Source organism: Rhodococcus sp. APC 3903 (assembly GCF_030407755.1).
Classification (GTDB): domain Bacteria; phylum Actinomycetota; class Actinomycetes; order Mycobacteriales; family Mycobacteriaceae; genus Rhodococcus_F; species Rhodococcus_F erythropolis.
Genome location: NZ_JASDCV010000003.1, coordinates 382,536 through 402,551 on the forward strand (window position 1 = coordinate 382,536; position 20,016 = coordinate 402,551).

4 protein-coding genes are annotated in these 20,016 nt (G+C 61.8%); 1 reads left to right on the forward strand and 3 read right to left on the reverse strand.

The window, feature by feature from the left end; translation table 11 throughout:
- Window positions 1-50 precede the first annotated feature (50 nt).
- On the reverse strand, window positions 51-1,910 hold the full coding sequence (locus QMA15_RS06495) for a DUF4012 domain-containing protein (protein WP_019748795.1): 1,860 nt from the start codon (window positions 1,908-1,910) through the stop codon (window positions 51-53).
- 192 nt (window positions 1,911-2,102) lie between these two features.
- On the opposite strand from QMA15_RS06495, the gene QMA15_RS06500 reads away from it, so the two are divergent.
- Window positions 2,103-18,296 carry a non-ribosomal peptide synthetase gene (locus QMA15_RS06500; protein ID WP_290283784.1) on the forward strand — a complete coding sequence of 5,398 codons (16,194 nt, stop codon included), beginning with the start codon at window positions 2,103-2,105 and terminating at the stop codon, window positions 18,294-18,296.
- A gap of 350 nt (window positions 18,297-18,646) precedes the next feature.
- Here the strand turns inward: QMA15_RS06500 and QMA15_RS06505 are convergent, their stop codons facing one another.
- On the reverse strand, window positions 18,647-19,216 hold the full coding sequence (locus QMA15_RS06505; protein WP_019748792.1) for a DUF5655 domain-containing protein: 570 nt from the start codon (window positions 19,214-19,216) through the stop codon (window positions 18,647-18,649).
- Between the two features lie 41 nt (window positions 19,217-19,257).
- A complete protein-coding gene (locus QMA15_RS06510; protein WP_019748791.1) occupies window positions 19,258-19,911 on the reverse strand; it encodes a GNAT family protein in 654 nt (217 codons plus the stop codon).
- Window positions 19,912-20,016 lie beyond the last annotated feature (105 nt).

The window sequence follows — 20,016 nt, forward strand, 5'->3', positions numbered from 1 at the left end:
CCGGCAAACGACGACATGCCAGGGGCCTCGTCGACGTTTGCCGGTCAGGCTCAGCAGCTAGGAACGTCGACGGTAATCTTCGGGTCGTCGACAAGCGGCTGGACCGGTACGCGAGCTTCGCCCTCGGCTGTGGGCTCGGTCAGATCGAACTTCAACTCAACGGTCTTCCCTCGCGGAATGACGGCCCTTGTCATGAATGCCGGGTGACCCTGTTCGGTTCCGTTGACGGCAAACGAAATCTGTCCGCCCACGGAGACGGCGTCGAGTTTGGCGCCGGCTGTCGCCAGTAGGGTGACTGCAGCCACATTGGTGCCATTGGGCAGTCGTCCGGGGTTGTCGACGATCCCGCTGACATATTCGGTCAGTTCGGTGTCAGGTGCGTCGTTGGTCAGTCGAACAGTGACGGTTGTCTTTCGGGTGTCGCCCGTGCAGGGTTTGGCCGTGTAGTCGATTTCTCGTGTGAGGTAGTAATCGAGCTTGTTGCCGGCTTGGTTGTTGATCACCACACCGGCATACGGCGCAGCATCATCGGGAATCGTATGCCCGAGGACGGTGTCGGCAAGAACCGATTGTTCGTCGGGGTGAGAGCTCCACACTGCGATTCTGCCCTCGCTGACGCCTCTGCCCAGAGCCTCCAGTAATGCGCTCGGCGACTTGATGTTCCCGGTCATCTTCGCCACGACACGGGCCGCGATTGTCTGCAGATACTGCTTTCGTGCCTTGTTGTCGGAGGGAAAGCGTGCGTACGCGGTCGACTCGGTCAACTCAACGACGTTGTCGGCCGTCACCGACTCTCCGTCCGGCATCTCTACTGGTCCCACCGCCTCGAGGAGGTAACTCAGTGCTATCGGATCGGTCGCTATTGCACCGTCGACCATCTCACCCCCGGACTCCTGTGACCACAGGGACTGCCAGATCTGCGCTGCGTAGGGAAAGTGTGAGCTGAGGTTGCTGTTGCGAAAATCGGTGGTCGGTCGACTGTTTCCGTACAGCTGATTGAAGTCAGGACCAAGGTCTATCGGTTGATTGTCCAGTGTTAGTTCGGAGTTGGGGGAGAGCGTGTCCACCCGAGCGGCGCCGTTGTCGACTCGGACGATGCCGTATCCACCCAATAGACCGCCGGTTCCTCGGGCTTCGGCATTGGTCTGGAAACCGATGAAGTAATTGCGCGGTCCGTCGGTGCCGAGCATCGCCGGTGCGATGCGCGCCGCGGTGGCGGTGTTCGTCAGGAGGGTAGCCAGTTCGCTTGTCTGCGACTGCAATTCTGCTCTTGCATCGTTAACTCGGCCCAGGTACTTCGATTCGCGAACTTCCTGTGCCTGCGACGACAGCAATTCCGCGGCGATAGCTGTTTCGTCCAATTTCGGTTCCGCTTCGCGTAACGGTGCGAGTGCCAAGCGTCCACCAGGCTGCACCAATTCCGTTGGTGCGAGTGAAGTTCCGACAGTGACAGCGGGACCGAGAACGTCACGCGTGAGTCCCTGAACGACCTCGGTCATCTGACGCGTCGTGTCGAAGGGCGACCCGATGACCGGAATTGCGGCGGCGATGTTCCAGGGGAGTGAATGGGTGTTGTCGTACGCTGCCGATGCATTTCGATCGGCTTCCGCCGCGGCGGACTCTGCGACCCCGGTATCCCCGGCCAGAAGTGCACTCTTCGCCGATTGTGCATGGTCGCGAGCTGCTTCAAGGTTGTCTTTCGCCTCGTACGCCGTGTACCCGAGCCAGGCCACGAAACCGCCCACGACCAGTGCCGATCCCGTGATTGCGAGTACAGTTCGACGGCCTCCCGGCAGTGTGACCGTCCTCTTTGGTTCGCGCTCCGGGCCCCTCGGTGGGATGGTGTTGGAGCCGCTCGGTTCAGCCCCGGAATCGTCGTCGGACTTTGGTCCCACCGTGTCGTTGTTCATCCGCTGAAGCTCCTGACGTTTGAGTGCGTGAAAGCTGCGTCGACATGTCTAGCAGTGTTGGCCCAGTGGTGAAAACTTAGACGAGACAGTAGGGTTCGGTTCGGCCGTTCGTGGTGTTCGCTCCCATGGATTCACGTGATCAGCCATCGAATGTTCGTGAAAAACAAGGCTGGTGAAATGTGAGGTGACGGGTTGAGTGCTTTTCCGTTGTCTCGGGCTCAGCTCGCGCTGTGGTTTGCGCAGCAACTGAGTCCGTCAACTCCGTTCGTGGTGGCTCAGTACGTGGAGCTACGAGGACCGGTTGACGTCGACGCTCTGATCGCCGCAACGAACACGGCATGTCATGAATTGGAGTCGCCGTTCGTTCGCCTCGTCGCCACTGATGCCGAGCCGGCGCAGATTGTCGATCACTCGATCGTCGACGATCTCGCATACCTCGACTTACGCAGCGACGACGACCCGGTTCAGCGCGCGAGCGAGTGGATGACAGCGGAATACTCACGGCCACTTGACGTGATGTCTGACCGCCTGATCTCGGCGACTTTGCTTCATCTGGCAGACGATCACTATTTCTGGTACTCGCACGCCCATCATCTTGTGCTCGACGGACATGCGGCGATGACACTCACCGCGCGGGTGGCCGAGCGCTATTCGCATCTGGTTCATGGCAAGACGCTGACTCCGTTCGGTGGTGTCGGGGTCCGTGCACTGCATGACCTCGACGTCGACTACCGATCCTCGTCGCGGTATCGATCGGACAAGCAGTACTGGACGGAGATGTCCGAAGGCCTGCCTCGCCCGGTTCGCCTCGCCGACGGCGCCGGCCTGACGTCCATGCCGCAGCGCATGATGGTGCGGACACTGAATCCAATTCTTGCAAAACAGCTTTCGGATGTCGCGACCGAGTGGACTACGTCCGAGGTGGCGGTCCTCGTCGGTGCATTCGCGTCCTATCTCGGTCGCATGACTGATTCCGATGACGTAGTCCTCAGCTTGCCGGTGTCCGGCCGCACCACGGCGACGTCGAAACGTTCAGGTGGGATGCTGTCCAACATCGTGCCTGTTCGTGCGCAACTCGAACGGGATCTGTCGCCACAAGAACTGGTGCGTCAGATCTCGGTTCAGATGACCGGTGCACTACGCCACCAGCGATTCCGCTACGAGGACATGGGCTTCCAGGAGGGTCAGGGCGGATCCCGTGAGGCGGCGGGCCCGGCCGTGAACGTCATGATGTTTCACGAAGCGATTCGGCTTGGCGACGTCGTCGGCGAATTTCACGTCCTCACATCCGGACCCACCGAAGATCTGTTCTTCAGCATTTATCCGTCGATCGCGGGGGAGAACGTTCGCCTGTCCTTCGAAGCCAATCCACGCCTGTACAGCGAACGTGACCTTGCGATGCATCATCGTCAGTTCGTTCGGTTACTCGAGGGATTCCTCGACTCGGCTACCCGTGCGCTCGGTGACCTCCGCATCCTCTCGACGGACGAAGTGAAGGATCTGGTCCCCGCGCTAGGTCCGCGGACGGACGGATTCGCGACGCTCGATTCGGTCGTCAGAGGCGGGGCAGGGCAGGGGAGCGCCGTCGCGATCCGCGAGCAAGGTGTGGACGTCACTTACGACCAGCTCGGCGCTCGCGCGGATGCACTGTGCGCCTTGCTCGTGGAGAACGGCGTCGAACGAGGTGACGTCGTCGGGATCCTCACCGAGCGCTCGACCGATTCCGTAGTTGCATTTCATGCAGTAGCGCGGGCTGGTGCTGCCCTTCTTTTCGTGGATCCTCAAACACCCTCCGAGCGTGTCGCTTTCATTCTCGACGACGCCGACGTGTCCGTTGTGATCGGTGGCGAACTCGTGAACGTGCCGGCTTGGGTCTGCGTCGTCGACCCCAGGGAAGACGAGACCGTCGAAGGGCCGGTGAATCGACGTGTGGGGGCGGGTTCATCTATCGCCGACCTGTCTCTGGACGACACCGCCTACGTGGTCTACACGTCGGGGTCGACCGGACGACCGAAGGGCGTCGCGGTCACGCATCGAGGCATTGCGCCGTTGCTGCGTTCTCACGCACGGCGACTGAACATCGATAGTTCCTCCCGCGTCGCGCTCCTGGCAGCTACCTCGTTCGACGTGGCGATCCTCGAGATTCTGGTTGCTCACGGCTGCGGCGCGACCGCCGTGATCGTTCCTCCCGGATTGATCGGCGGAGTGGACCTTGAAGACTATCTGCGGCTCGAGGGTGTCACGCACCTGATCTCGACACCATCGGTTCCGCTGACGATGGATCCTCGGAAACTGCCGGATCTTCGGGTGTTGAACGTCGGCGGCGAGCGACCGCCGGTGGCGCTCGTGGATGTGTGGTCGAGTCATGTCGAAATCGTGAATTCGTACGGACCCAGTGAAGCGACCGTCGCGGCATTCATGAGCGAGCCACTCGAGCCTGGCGGTGATACTCCGATCGGGCGTCCGATCGACGGCGTTGCCGCTGTGGTGTTGGATTCGTGGTTGCGTCCGACTCCGGTCGGCGCCGTGGGTGAGCTGTACGTGATGGGACCAGGACTGGCGCGCGGGTACCTTTCCCCGACGCTGACCTCGGAGCGTTTCGTAGCGGCGCCCTTTGGTGCCACTGGTGGCGGCGAGCGCATGTACCGCACCGGGGACGTCGTGCGATGGAACGATGCCGGTCAGCTCGAGTTCTTGGGCCGCTCTGATCAACAAGTCAAGATCCGTGGAGTACGCGTCGAACTGGGCGAGATCGAGGCTGTGCTCCTGTCGACTCCCGGTGTTGCGCAAGCAGCGGTGGTCGAGCGATCCGGGTCGCTTGCGGCGTACGTGACTGCGGCCGAAGGTGGGGACGGCACTGCTCATCTATTGAGTCAGAAGGCGGTCCACGAACATCTGGCTTCACTACTTCCACGTTCCATGCTTCCGGGTTCGGTGACGATTCTGGCAGCGTTGCCCGTCACGAGCCATGGAAAGACGGACCGTTCAGCGCTTCCTGAACCGACATGGTCCGCGGTCGCCGAGCAGCACTCGACCGTGCACCGTCCGATCGAGTACGATGAGGAATTGATTGCCTCGGTGATGGCCGAGGTCCTGGGCGTCGGAGTTCTCGGACCGCACTCCGACTTGTTCGCCTGGGGCGGTAGTTCCCTCGACGCCGTGTATGTTGCCGCGCGCGTGAGTTCTGCACTCGGTAGACGAGTTGGTGTCAGGGACGTGTTCGGCGCCCCGACTCCGGCGCGTCTGGCCCAGAAGATTCGTGAGGACCGGGCGGAATGGGTGGTGGAGCCCGAGCGCATTTCGGACGAGGTCACCGTCGAAATCGCTCCGGCGCAACAACGTCTATGGCTACTCAACCGTCGCGATCCCCAGTCGTCGGCGTACAACATTGCGTTCGAGGTCGCGTTCAGTGGTGCACTGGATACAGAGGCGATGAGGGCGGCGGTAGCCGACCTGGCCGATCGCCATCTCGTCTTGCGTACCGTGTTCTCGTTCGAACAGAATCACGACACGTGGCCGATCCAGGTTGCGACCGCGACTCCGGTGACTCTGATCGAGGTTCCGTCCGAGGATTACGGGGCTGCGTCAGCGGATTTGGTTGCGGCAGGTTTCGATCTGGGGACCGATGCGCCGCTTCGTTTGATCCTCACCTCCGGCAGCGATGCCGACCACCGCTTGACCGTAGTTGCGCATCACATAGCCTTGGACGGCCTTTCGTTCGCCACGATCGTTTCTGACCTGATCTCCGCGTACGACGCTCGCGCCGACGGACGGTCGCCGATCTGGCCTTCGCCCGCGCTCGACTACCGCGACTATTCCGCTTGGCACAGAACCATTCTCGGTGATCCTGCAGATCCACAGAGCTTGGCAGGTCGCCAGCTGGAATTCTGGTCCGACGCACTCGCCGGCGTTGATCCGACTCTTGCGCTTCCCGTGGACAGATCCCGCCGGCCGGACCAACCGTCGTCGGCTCGGGACGTGACTTTCGAATTGCCCTCGACCGTCCATGCAGCGCTCAACGAGATCGCTCGAGCGCATCACTGCACAACCTTCATGGTGTTGCACGCCTGCCTTGCGATTGCGCTGAGCAAGATCACCGGTGCGTCCGATGTGGTCATCGGAACCCCGACGTCCGGCCGAACACACCCTTCGTTCGACGGCGCCGTCGGTATGTTCGTCGGGACCGTGGCGCTGCGAACGCTCCTTCGCGGCGGAGACACCTTCGGTGAGTTCTTGAGTCGGGTACGCGAGGCCGACGTGGCAGCTTTGTCCAATGCCGACGTCCCGTTCGACTGGGTGGTCGACCGCGCGGTCGGTGGGGCCGCAGGCGACAAGAATTCCTTCCTCAGAGTGGTTCTCGCTGTCGATCCGGTAGCACCGGATTCCGAGATCGCGGTGGGAACTTTGACGGCCCACGGCACTCCGCTACCTCCCGTGCACCCTCGCTTCGACCTCGAAGTGACTGTGCGCGAAGATCGTACGATTGACGGCGACGCAAGCGGTATTCGCGGCACTTTCCGATATGCCGCCGATCTGTTCGATGCGGGCACCGTGCAGAGCTGGGTCGAGCGACTGCGTCGAGTATGTGAATCGATTACCGAGAACTCGTCAATCATGCTGCGCGACATCGATGTTCTCAGCGTTGCGGAGCGCGAAGAATTGCTGGCTTGGGTGCCGGGTCCTTCGATTGTCGCGCAGTCGCTGCCCGACCTCTTCGGGGCCGTCGCAGCCCGGCATCCGAATGCAATCGCGGTGTCGAGTGGCGATACTCGCGTCACCTATGAAGAGGTGCGAGTTCGTTCGGAGTGCCTTGCCGCCGTATTGATCGATCGAGGAATTGGAGTCGGGGATCGCGTGGCGGTCGCCCTGCCTCGATCGGTCGACCTCGTCGTAGCCATCATCGCCGTCGTTCGCGCGGGCGCTGCGTACGTCCCGATCGACTTGCAGTATCCCGACGCTCGCATCCACTACGTACTTGCCGATGCAGGCCCGAAAGCGATTGTGTCGACGGACGAATCAGCTGGGCGGTTCGTTGGGTACGAGCAAGCTGTCATCCTCGTGAACGAGACGGCTGACGCGACGGGCGTTTGGCCTGTTCCGCAGTCGGAGGCCGCCGCCTACGTGATCTACACGTCCGGATCGACCGGAGCGCCCAAAGGTGTGGTGGTGACTCACGACAACGTGTTGGCTCTGCTGGCCTCGACTCGCGAGATCTTCGACTTCGGCGACGAAGACGTGTGGTCGATGTTTCATTCGCACGCATTCGACTTCTCGGTCTGGGAGATGTGGGGTGCGTTGACCACGGGCGGATCCCTGGTGATCGTAGACGGTGACGTCGCGCGCTCTCCCGAAAGATTCGCGGATCTGATTGTGCGGGAGAAAGTCACCGTTCTGAATCAGACCCCGGCCGCCTTCTATGCGTTGGCGGAAGTTGCGCCGGAAATGCTGCTTCCGCTCCGGACGATTGTTTTCGGCGGCGATCGCCTCGACGTCGGGCGCGTGCAGGGTTGGTTCGATCGGCACCCGGACGTGCGGGGTGTCAATATGTTCGGAATCACCGAAACCACGGTCCATGTAACCAATTTCGATCTCATCTCCGGTAACGAGACTGTCTCGCCGATCGGGTCCCCACTACCAGGGTTTCGCAGCTACGTGCTCGACGCGTCGTTGAAGCCCGTCCCGCCGGGATCTGTCGGCGAACTGTACGTTGCCGGTCCGCAGGTGGCCGAAGGCTACTTGGGTCAACCAGGGATGACGTCTTCCCGATTTGTGTCTGAACCCGGATTCGAAGGATCGCGGATGTACCGCAGCGGCGATCTGGTCCGTTGGCGAGCCGGTCGACTCGAATATGTTCGCCGCGCCGACGGCCAGATGGCCCTGCGCGGTTACCGCGTCGAACCGGGCGAGGTCGAATCCGCGCTGTTGGCTCACACGTCGGTGGAGCAGGCCACGGTGGTGGTGAGAGAACTCGACAGTGGGCCGACTTTGGTCGGTTACATCACCCCTGAGAACGGACACGACCTCGACGGTGTGTTGCGGACTGCTCGTTCGTTGTTGCCCGCACATATGGTTCCGTCGGCTTTGATGCCGCTTGCGTCATTGCCGGTCACGATCAACGGCAAGATCGACCGAGCATCACTGCCGGACCCGACGTCGCAAGTGCAGCCGTCTCGGCAGTCGCGAGACTTCTTCGCTCAGACAGTTGCAGCCATTCTGAGCGATTTGATGGAAGTTCCGCATATAGATCCGGTCCGGAACCTCTTCGATCAAGGGGCCAATTCCTTGATCGCCACCCGTCTTTCGTCGCGCCTGAACTCCGCTTTGGGCTGCAACCTCGACGTCCGCGATGTGTTCGAGCACCCATTCGTCGATCAGCTCGCCGGCATCGCTGCCGCCCGAATCGGCACGGGGCAAGCGTCTCCGTTATCTTTGGTACCTCGTCTGTCTTTGGTACCTCGCCCAGGCACTGCGGAGGTGCAACTGTCGGCTCCCCAACACCGAATGTGGATTCTGAATCAGTTGGATACAGAGTCCTCCGGCTACAACATCCCGATCGTGTTACGCCTGACGGGTGAATTGGACGTAGCTGCAGCCGAACTGGTAATTCGCGACCTGATCGATCGCCATCGCACTCTGCGGACCGTATACCCGGTTGTCGGCGAGCGTCCGGTTCAGACGGTGCTCGACGCCGAGGATGCGCTTCCGCTGTTTCAGCTCGAGGCACTCGCCGGCGACGACGCCGAGAATCGTGTTGCAGAACTGGTGGGTTCGGGCTTCGATGTCACCGTGGATCCGCCCGTACGTGCGGCACTTCTCCAGCTTTCGCCTGACGAGTACATCCTGGCTGTTGTTATCCATCACATTGCCGCCGATGCTCGATCGCTCGAATTGTTGGTACGTGACTTCACGGCGGCGTACATCGCTCGCTCGGCGCAGCAAGCTCCGAAATGGTCGCCGCTCGCGCTCGAATACTCCGATTACAGCGCATGGCAAAGGGAATCGGGGATTCCCGAGACGGTATCCAGCTACTGGAAGCAGGCTCTCGAAGGCCTTCCCGAGCAGGTGACGCTACCCCTGGACCGTCCGCGTTCGACGTCCGCCCGCGCGTCGAGTTGCCGGGTAGAGATCTGGGGTTCGGTACGGACGGGCCTTCAAGCACTCGCACGATCGAACAACGGAACCATGTTCATGGTTGTCCACGCTGCACTCGCGGCGCTGCTGGCGAGGTACAACGGCAGCAATGACGTAGCTGTCGGCACTGTTGTGTCCGGACGCGTCACACCTGAACTCGACGAGCTGGTCGGCATGTTTGCCGGCACGATTGTTCTTCGGACCGAAGTCGATCTGTCGAAGTCGTTCGGCCGGTTGGTCGAGCAGGTTCGTCAGCGCGACGTAGCGGCGTTCGCGCACGCAGAGATGCCCTTCGAATCGCTGGTTGACCTGATCGACCCACCGCGATCGCGTTCGCGACATCCGTTGTTCCAGGTGGCGCTCTCGTTCCAGACAACCCATTCCGCCGCGTGGTCCATACCCGGTTTGGTCGTCACTTCGATCTCGCCCGATGTCACGCAAGCAAATTTCGATCTGCAGGTCAACGTCACAGACGAGGGGATCGGGGGCGGTCTCGGTCTCGAATTCGTTTACAACGCTGATTTATTCGATGATCTGACGGTATCGAGCTTTGCGGGTCGGTTCGAGCACCTCCTGAATCAAGTGTCTGTCGACCCCAATGTCGCGGTAGGGCGAATCGACCTGTTGACGAGTGCGGAGCGAGCTCTTCTCGTCCCCGCACACGGCGCGGTCGACCGGCCCGATGCATCTCGGCGTTCCGGTACGACGCTTGCCTCGATGCTGCGATACGGCGTCGAATTCGCTCCGGATGCCGTGGCGGTCGAAGCTGAGGGCAACACACTCACCTACCGAGACCTCGATGCGCAGTCGGACGTCGCAGCCGACGAGTTGCGTTCCGGGGGAGTCGGAGTGGACCACGTCGTTGCCTGGACTGCCGATCGGACCATAGCGTCGATCGTGCGATTGTGGGCGATCGCGAAGGTCGGTGCAGCTCCGGCATTGGTGGACCCGGAACAGCCGCAGGCGCGAGTACGCGATGTCCTCGAAGCACTGGGCGACGGCGCGGTCTGCGGCCTCGACGCCGGTGGTGAGCAGGACGCAGACTGGGTGCGACGTCATTCCGAGAACCTCGCGGCCTACGTAGTTTTCACGTCAGGAACGACTGGAACCCCGAAGGCCGTGGTGGTGACCAACGGCGGGCTCGGTGTGATCGCCCAGGACCTGCCCGGCCGATTCTCGGCTGGTCCAGGTTCGCGCGTATTCCATCGCGGAGCGCCAGGGTTCGACATGACGTTGCTCGAGGTGCTCATCGCGAGTGCGTCCGGGGCGACGCTCGTTCTGGCGAAGGACGACCAACTGTTCGGCTCGGGACTTGCATCAGCACTGAGGCGCGAGCGAATTACTCATCTGTGCGCCACACCTACTGTCGTCGCCTCGATCGGCGATCCGTCGCTGCCGGACCTTGCAACGGTGATGTTCGGGGGCGAGCGACTCGGCGGTGCGTTGGCGAAGCGCTGGCAAGCCGGACGCAGAGTGATCAACGGATACGGACCTGCCGAGTCCGCGATGTATTCGCTTGCTACCGAACCACTGTCGATCGAACAACTGTCAGCTGACACTCACGACGGATCCGTCGGGTATCCACTGGCCGGGGTCGACGCCGTCGTGCTCGATGATCGACTCGAACCGGTGCCGCCGGGAGTCGCCGGTGAACTGTATCTCTCCGGTCGAATGCTCGCGCGCGGTTACGCCGGCCAACCGGCCCGAACCGCGGAACGATTCGTGGCAACGAGTTCAGGAGCCCGGATGTACCGGACCGGCGATCTGGTGATATGGAAGCCGGAAAGCCCCAAATCTGAAGGCAATATGTACAGCCTGCATTATCTCGGGCGAACCGACGTGCAGGTGAAGGTCAACGGTGTCCGGATCGAACCGGGTGAGATCGAGGCAGTCATTCAGTCTGTCGCGAACGTCGATTTCTGCGTCGCCGGGGTTCGGTCGGCCCAGGGTGGAAGTCCTCTGTTGGTCGCCTACGTGCGAAGCTCGGATGCCGAAAGAGTTGACACGGGTCAACTTCGCGCCGCTGTCGCAGAAGTCCTTCCGACGTACATGGTTCCGCATGTCATCGTCGAAATCGAGGGTGAGCTTCCGATGCGGAACGGCAAGGTCGACTTCGCCCGTCTCCCGGCGCCGACACTGGATGCTTCCCGTGCACAGGGGCCGGCCACCGCCACAGAACGCCTTGTTGCCGAAGCTTTCACTTCGGTGCTCGGCGGGAATGAGGACGACCGCGACGCAGACTTCTTCTCGCTCGGCGGCAACTCGCTGTCGGCCGCGGAGGTTACCTCGCTCTTGAGTAGTTCCCTTGGGCTGGTTGTTCCGCTCCGGACCGTATTCGAGCATCCAACAGTTGCGGCGTTGGCGGCCCGGATCGATTCGCTCGAGCAGAGTGGCCCGGCGACCGATGTTGTCAGACTGGAACCGCGCCGCGACCCCACGCCCGCACCTCTGTCACGGAACCAGCGTGCGATGTGGGTACTGAACCAGCGGAACACGTCGAGCGGTGCGTACAACCTGCCGATCTGCATCGAGATCGACGGTGAACTCGACGTGCCCGCGCTGCGTCACGCAGCGACGGATCTTGTCGGCCGTCATGACGTCCTCAGAACCCGGTATCCGGGCACTCCACCGGTTCAGGTCGTGGATCCTCCGACCCCCCTGACAATGGAAACGCGGCTGGTCGCCGACATCGAGGTCGAGGTGCTGCTGCGAGAGTTCGGCTCGCGCGGTTTCGATGTAGCGGCAGACCTGCCGGTGCGCTGGATGCTGCTCCAGGTGTCACCGGTCAGGCACGTTCTGGCAGTGAGCTTTCATCACATCGCAGTCGACGGGGTGTCGATGCGAACGGTGGTCGGCGACCTGCTGACCGCTTACGGCAAGCGACGAGCTGGACTGGATCCGCAATGGTCTCCGCTGCCGATCCAGTACGGGGATTTTGCCGCGTGGGAGGCAGCACGTGACGTTTCCCCTGTCGTCGAGGAGTTCTGGCGCCGAACGCTCGACGGTGTGACATCTGTGTCGCCGCTGACGGTGGATCATTCTGATGGCGGGCCGGATTCCGTAGCGCAGCGAGTGAACTTCGTGATTCCAGCCGTCATCACCTTGTCACTGCAGGCGCGAGCCGATCGATTGAAGGTCTCGCTGTTTGCGGTGGTTCATGCGGCGTTGTCCGTGGTGCTTGCCAAGCTGAGTGGAAATCCCGATGTCGTGATCGAGACAGCTGTCGACGGACGGCGTACGCCTGAGCTCGACGGCGTGGTCGGCATGTTCGTGGATACGGTGCCTCTTCGCCTTCGGATCGACGGGGACGTGCCGATCGACCTTCTGTTGGGTGCAGCTTTCGATGCTGATGTGGCAGCATTCGAAAATAGCTCTGTTCCTGCCGAATTGGTTGGTGAGCTGCTCGGCGGACGAACTCCCCAGATTGCGCTGGGTCTGCAGAACTTCGCGATCCCTGCCGTGGAGGTGGCCGGTCTCACGATTGAGGCTCGCGAAATCGAGACCGCGACAACGAAGTTCCCCATGCACGTCTCGCTCGCACCCGCTGTCGACGGATCATTGACCGGAGCGCTCATCTATGCCGCGAGCGCGTTCGATCCTTCGAGCGCCGACGCGGTTGCTCGACAACTGTCGAGAGTGCTCACCTCGATGGCCGAGGATGTGCCAGTACTCGTTTCGGATCTCGCGGTGGGCGCGGCGCCCAGTTGGACTGCTGTCGAGGTCGATTCGTCCCGGACGCTGACCCAGATTTTCGCCGCCACAGCGGCGCGATTCCCTGACAACATTGCTCTCGACGACGGGCAGCGCACGGTGACGTATGCCGAACTCGACTCTGCCTCGGATGCCCAAGCCTGGGAACTGGTGGCTCGGGGCGCAGGACCGGGTGCCGTGTACGAGATTCCGGCGGTACGGACTATCGCGTACCTGGTCCGAATGTTGGCGATCTCGAAAACGGGCGCGGCATTCGTGCCGATCGACCCCGACCTGCCGCCGGCACGGCTGAAGCAACTGCGCACAGTGCTCTCCGACCGCAGCCCCGTTCCCGGTCGGCAGTATCCGGATTCAGTCGCGTACGTCGTTCACACGTCCGGGTCGACTGGTGAACCGAAAGGCGTTGCAGTCACCCACCGAGGTCTGGGCCTTCTTACCGACGACGCAATCCGGAAGTACGGCGTGACTTCGGACTCGGTTGTGCTGCACGGTTACAAACCGACGTTCGATGCGGCGATTCTCGAGATGATGTTGGCGATCGGCGCCGGGGCTACCTTGGCGGTCGCTCCTCGGGAGGCTTTCGGCGGAAGGGCACTCGAAGAATTCGTCGCAGAACGCGGCGTCACTCACATGTTGTCCACTCCGGCCGTACTCGACACCATGGCTCCGGAGCGGTTCGACTCATTGGAGGTGGTGGCAGTCGGTGGCGATGTGCTCTCACCTTCCACCGCGCGTGCATGGAGTCGCCGCGCGCGAATGCTCAACGCATACGGACCGACGGAATGCACGGTGGTCACGACCGTCGCCGAGGTGGATCATCGGGTCACCATCGGAGTTCCGCTCGCCGGAATCGGTGCAGAGGTACTGGATACGCGACTGCGTCCGGTGCCGTGGGCCGGGATCGGTGAGTTGTACGTCAGCGGGCCCGGGCTTGCGATGGGCTATGCCGGAGATCCCGCCGGCACCGCCAGCTCGTTCGTCGCAGCACCAGGTGGACGCCGCCGTTATCGGACCGGTGATCTGGTTCACCGCCGCACCGATGACACGCTCGGATTCGTCGGACGCTCCGACCGTCAGATGAGCGTGCGAGGAATCCGCGTCGAGCCTGCCGAAATCGAATCAGCTCTGCGGCGGTGCACGGGCGTCGAGGCTGCGGCGGTTGTCCTCGTCGACGAGATCGCCGTTGCGTGCGCGGTTGGCGATGGTGTGGAGGCGGATCAGCTGACAATCGAGTTGGCCGCGATGTTGCCTGCGTATCTGATGCCCGGCCGCGTGATCGTATTGGAGTCGATCCCGCTCACGACGAATGGAAAACTGGACGCAGATGCGTTGCGGCGCCATGTGTTCGAGAGCCAGGCGCCCGATGCAGCAGTGACGGTTTCGGAGGAACTCGTCACCGCTGTCATGTCGGAACACGTGTCCGGAAGTTTCGGCGCTCTGCACGACCTGTTCGAATCAGGTGGTGATTCGTTGGCCGCGGCAGCGGTGGCAGGTCGACTCGCCTCGATCTTCGCGCGGGACGTGCCTGTTCGCGCCGTCTTCGACAATCCTTCGCCGCGAGCGATGTCTCAGTGGCTGTCGGCGAGCGCGTCCGATGGCAAACGCCGCGAACTGACTCGACGTGATCCCGGCATGCCGGCCCCGCTGGCGCCCTCGCAACAACGACTCTGGCTGATCAATCAGCTTCAGCCGGAATCGACTGCGTACAACCTGACGTTTGCAGCGGTCCTGGCAGACGACATCGATCGTTCGGTCTTGAGCAGCGCCCTCGGTGACGTCGTCGATCACCATGCCGTGTTGCGAACTGTGTTTGTTCCGGGTGAGTTCGGTCCACAACAGGTTGAAATAGACTCTGTTGCATTTGATCTCACTGCGGTGTGGGTCGACGATATCCGTGCGAGCGCTTCGGCCTTCGCGACTGTGCCGTTCGATCTCGAACGAGATGTTCCGTTCCGTGTGCGTGTGTTCAGCGAAAAAGCTGGAGCCGATTCTGCAGGATTGACTGTCCTGGTACTGGTTGTTCACCACATCGCAATCGACGGTGCATCGATGGGCCCGATCCTTGCCGATTTCGCGGCAGCCTTCGAGGCGAGGGCGCTCGGAAGGGAATGGGATTGCTCCGCTGAGGGGATCAGCTACGGCGACTACAGTCTCTGGGCGAGAGAGAGCTTGGGCGATCCGGAGGATCTTCTGAGCGTGGCGCATCGGCAACTCGACTACTGGTCGAACGCACTTGGTGGCGTCGAGGATGTGTTGGCTCTACCCGTCGACAACCCCCGGAGTCCGGTGTCTTCACGATCCGACGAGATGGTGACGGAAGTCCTCGACGGTGCCACCTATGACGCGTTGTCGGCGTTGGCTCGTTCGCATGGCGTCACGGTATTCATGGTTGTCCACAGCGTGATTGCCGTGCTGCTCGCTCGCGAGTGCGTCACGGACGACGTCGTGGTGGGAGCAGCTGTGAGTCTGCGGAACGATCCGGCGCTGCTGAGCGTGGCCGGCATGATGGTGGGTACTGTCGCATTGCGCACGAGGATTAACTCCTCCGACCGCTTCGCTGCTGTCCTGGACGAGGTTCGTCGTGTCGATCTGGAAGCTATGGCGAACGCGGACGTCTCGTTCGACGATGTAGTTGCGAAGGTCGATCCGCCGCGCAGGATGAACGAGCATCCCCTGTTCACGGTCATGCTGGCATATCGGCGAGCGCTCGACGTGCCGCAGATCGACGGCATCACCGTCTTCGACATCGACAAGGCAGGGTCGTCGACCGGTTACGACTTGACGTGGGACCTGGTCGACACCGGTGCCAGTCTGACGATTCGATTGCTCTATGCCACAGACAGATTCCGCGCGTCGACGGCGGAACTGTTCATGCAGCGCGTGACACGTATCGCCGAAGCAGTGACAGCGGAACCCGAGATCGTGGTCGGGGAGATCGAATTGCTGTCCGGTCTCGAACGCTCGGCGCTGACGGCTGCGAATCCTCGACACGTCGAACCGCTGACGATTGCGGACATTTTCGAACGCGCGCTGCGGCAGGCACCCGACGGCATCGCGCTGGAAGAGAACGGCAGGCGCTGGACCTATCGCGACCTGCACGAGGAGTCGTCGCACTGGACTCGCGAGTTGGTGGTCCGAGGAATCGGACCCGATGACGTGGTGGCCGTTGCGCTCGGTCGCGGGCATCTGTGGATCGTTGCGCTGTGGGCGGTAGCGCGGGCAGGCGCAGCGTGGCTGTCGCTCGATCCGGCTCTGCCGACAGCGCGCCGGCAGACGATGGTCGAGGAGTGCCGTTCGGTTGTCGGTTTGACAGCGCGAGGTGCATCCGAGAGTTTGCCTGACTCCGTCGAGTGGGTGGCGATGGATGAATCCCGCACTGCTGGTGGGGCTGTCGAGGTATCGGCAACGCCGGCTCATCCCGACAACCTCGCCTACGTCATCTACACGTCGGGTTCCACGGGAAGACCCAAGGGTGTCGAGGTTTCACACCGCGGAATCATGAACGTCTACACCGCGCACGTCGAGATCGCCGAGTTCGATCGTGGCCCCCGAGTCCTGCAATTGGCGTCGTCGACCTTCGACGCGTCGGTGATCGAGATTCTTCTGGCGGCGGCAGGGTGTGGAACGTTGATTCTGGCTCCTGACTTCGTCTACGGAGGAGAGGAACTCACGAATCTGCTGGTCGCTGCCGACGTCACACATCTGATCGTGACGCCAACGGTCCTGGCCACAGTCGATCCGGATGCAGTGCAACCGTTGATCGTCGAATCTATGGGGGAGCCGCTCTCTGCCCGCCTTGCGTCGGCGTGGTCACCCCGCCATCGCATCGTCAACGGATACGGACCGACCGAATCAACGATCGCGGCATCGATTTCCGCGCGGATCACTGACGGGGACGTCACTGTCGGCACCCCGGTACCTGGCACGACGGCGTTTGTTCTCGATCAGAGGCTCCGACCGGTTCCGGATGGCGTTGCGGGAGAACTATTCCTCGCCGGCGAGAATGTGGCACGGGGGTACGTCACCTCCCCGGGTCTGACTGCCGAGCGTTTTGTTGCCAATCCTTATGCGGTGGGAACTCGGATGTATCGCACGGGTGACCTCGTGCGTCGTAGGCGTCACGACCGAGCGCTCGAGTACCTGGGGCGCAACGACGCACAGGTGAAGGTGCGGGGTGTCCGCGTGGAACCGGCGGAGGTCGACGTGGCTCTGTCAAGCCATGGAGCAGTGATCTTCTCGGTTACCGTCGTCTCTGACGACGGGCACGGATCCGCTGAACTCCGGTCGTACGTAACGCTGGCGGAAAACGGTTCGGTGACGGAATCGGAGCTTCGCGGGTTTGTCTCCGGCCTGCTGCCGAAGCACCTGCTGCCTTCTTCGGTGACGGTGATGGGAGTGGTCCCGTTGCTCGCTTCGGGGAAGATAGACGTAGCGGCACTTCCTGCTCCTTCGCCGCAGGTAGGGTCGAGTGTGGATCGACCCGTCTCGGATACCGAACGTCAAGTGGCACAGGCATTCGAGGGCGTGACCGGCGCGAAATCGGTGGGCCGCTACGACGACTTCTTCGAGCTCGGCGGGACATCCATGGGTGCAGTTCGAGTGGCTTCGCGCTTGCGTGAGACCCTGAACAGGGATTTCCCGGTTCAATGGATTTTCACCGATCGAACTGTGGCGGAGCTTGCCTCTCGGATGGATCTCGTTCATGCCGACGTCGTGGAGGGTGATTCGTTCCATTCGGATCCGCTGGACACGATCGTCATGTTGGGCGGCAATCCTGATGACCTAAGGCCGCCGTTGTTCTGTGTGCATCCGGTCAGCGGAATTGCCTGGTGCTACGTCGGACTCGTCGGTCAGCTCGAAGGTCGACGGGTATACGGCATCCAGGCAACGGGTGCAGGTGAGCTACCCGGCACGGTGGCGGAGTTGGCGTCGGGGTATGTCGATGCCGTACGGAATGTGCAGCCGTCGGGTGAATACCATCTACTGGGTTGGTCTGCCGGTGGAACGATCGCGCTCGAGATGGCGAGCCAACTCGAAGAGACGGGCGATCTGGTCGGTTCGGTTGTCATGCTCGACGCGCTGTTGCCGGAGATGATGCCATCGGTACAAGCGGCTCCGAAACCTTCCGAACTGTTTGCACAGATCGGACTAGCTGAGGTTGAAACTGAAACTGCAGCATTGACTTTCGTAGACGTTGCGGCAGAGATCCGAAGGCAGACCGGTATGGATTTCCTTTCCGATACGGTTCTCGAATCCGTAGTGGGGCGGGTTGAAAAACTGTCGCGAATCGTTCGGGACCACACGCCGCGGCGCTATTTCGGCTCAGTGGAATTGTTTGTGGCGCAGCATGATCTGCCTGAACATCGTCACCTGGTCGAAAAATGGTCCCAACTGGTGGGGCCACTGCGGCCGTACCTGGTCGACTGCTCTCACGCGGAAATGTCGAGCATGGAGGCTTTGGCGAGTGTTGCGAAAGTCCTCGTCGACAATCCTGAAGGCGTCGAATCCGAAGCGGGGGAGAGTAATCATGCTGGGGTGCAGTAGATCTGCGGTGCCGGGACTTTGGTCCGGAGTTGTCACACTCGGGGTCCCCATGCTTCCGTTCCACAAGTAGAACCCGTAGCATTTTCCTTGTGGCAGTAAGCCATTCAGAAACTATCTCCGGAGGATCGTATGTTGGGTTCCCTTTTTTCCATCAGCTCTGAAATCGGTGTCCCGTCCGTTGATGCGCTCTTCGAGGCTGCTCGGACCATCATCGGCGCGATCTTCGGCCTGAGCTGACACGTCGCAGCGACCTTCCCCCGCGGTGAAGAAAGTCCCTGTTCTCCGACAAGGAGAACAGGGACTTTCGTGCAGCGTGCCGGTGAGTGGTTGCGTGGCGGCGAGTTAGTGTCCTACCGGCCGTTCTGTAGATACGCGATGGCTATCAGCGATCCGACTTCGTCGTTCACGTCCTCGGTGCTGGTGAGCCCGATCTTGTGAGTCGACTGCCCGGGAGCTTTGGCCGGCACCAGAAGTTCGGAACCGGGGGCCTCGACAAAACGTAGCCCGAGGTCGACTCGGGCTTTGGTGGCCGCTGCGATGGCAGCAAATTGGCGAGCGCGAACAAAGGGCGTGTATGTTCCGCGGCCTTCGACTCGAACATCGGTTCCGAGCTCTTCGATCAGACGTCGGGCTGCATCGAAGATGGGTCGCAGTGCTGCCTTCGGACCGCTGTACTGCTGGTCGATGTATTGCTCGACGGTCGGCTCCACCCATCCGGACTGTTTGGCAGTCTCGAATGCAATTGCCCACTGCGAGTTCTGCGGTACACCGTGCTCTGCTTTCAGCCACTTGCGGACTTCGTTCTGATCGAGCGGGTCGACCCCCGACGTCCGTACAGCCTCAACCCATTCTTCGAGAGTGCGTCCGGTACGGTCGCGCATGGACGAGGTGACTGCGGCCATCATGTCGGAGGGTTCCATGCGTCTGTTCTACCGGCTGTCACGGTGCACGGGTAGCTCGCTCAGTCGATACCCAGCATCGCCCTGAGCGCGTCTGCGCCGGTCACTTCGACGGGGTACGGCGGTGCGACAAAATCTTCGCGCCTGAGGGTGAAGAGTCGACGCACGGTCATTCGGCCGTCGGCAGCCAACTCCTCTACTGTGCCGTCGGCGCGGTAGCCGACTTTGGTCGACACCGTGATCGAGGCGGGGTTGTCCGTGAACGCCGACGACACGACGCTTCGTGCGCCCAAAGAGTCGAATGCGAATGCGCAGATTGCCTGTCGGGCAAGAGTGCCGATGCCCCGGCCTTGGAACCCGCGCCCGATCCACGAGCCGGTTTCACCGGTACGACTTTTGGGAAAGTCCGTCGCGGCGAACGCCTGGCAGCCGACAATTTCTCCGTCGACGACAATGGCTGTTTCGAATTTCCAGTCGGCCGTGGTCATCGCTCCGCGGACCGACCAGTGGTATTGGATGAATCTTCGCGACACTTCTTCGGGAGTGCCCACCGTCCAGGGGACGAGAAACGGCATCTGTTCGGCAGGGTGAATGCCGGCTCGGACCAGCGCAGCGAGTTCGGGGAAATGGTCGTCGCGCACAGGGACCAAGGTGATGCGCCCACACGTGATCGTGACTCCGTACGGAGGCCAGATCTCTGTCAGTGGATCAACCATCGTCTTCAGGCTTTCGTTCGTGTGCGAATCGGGTCACAGTCTGGCATGCCCGGCCCGTCCGAGTGAGCGACTTCTGGTCATCGAGATTCTTTTGCCCTCGCGGTA

Excerpts from the sequence above, each read along its gene's own strand:
- QMA15_RS06510 (WP_019748791.1), bottom strand. The coding sequence starts at position 19,911 with ATGGTTGATCCACTGACAGAGATCTGGCCTCCGTACGGAGTCACGATC.
- QMA15_RS06495 (WP_019748795.1), bottom strand. The coding sequence starts at position 1,910 with ATGAACAACGACACGGTGGGACCAAAGTCCGACGACGATTCCGGGGCT.
- QMA15_RS06505 (WP_019748792.1), bottom strand. The coding sequence starts at position 19,216 with ATGGAACCCTCCGACATGATGGCCGCAGTCACCTCGTCCATGCGCGAC.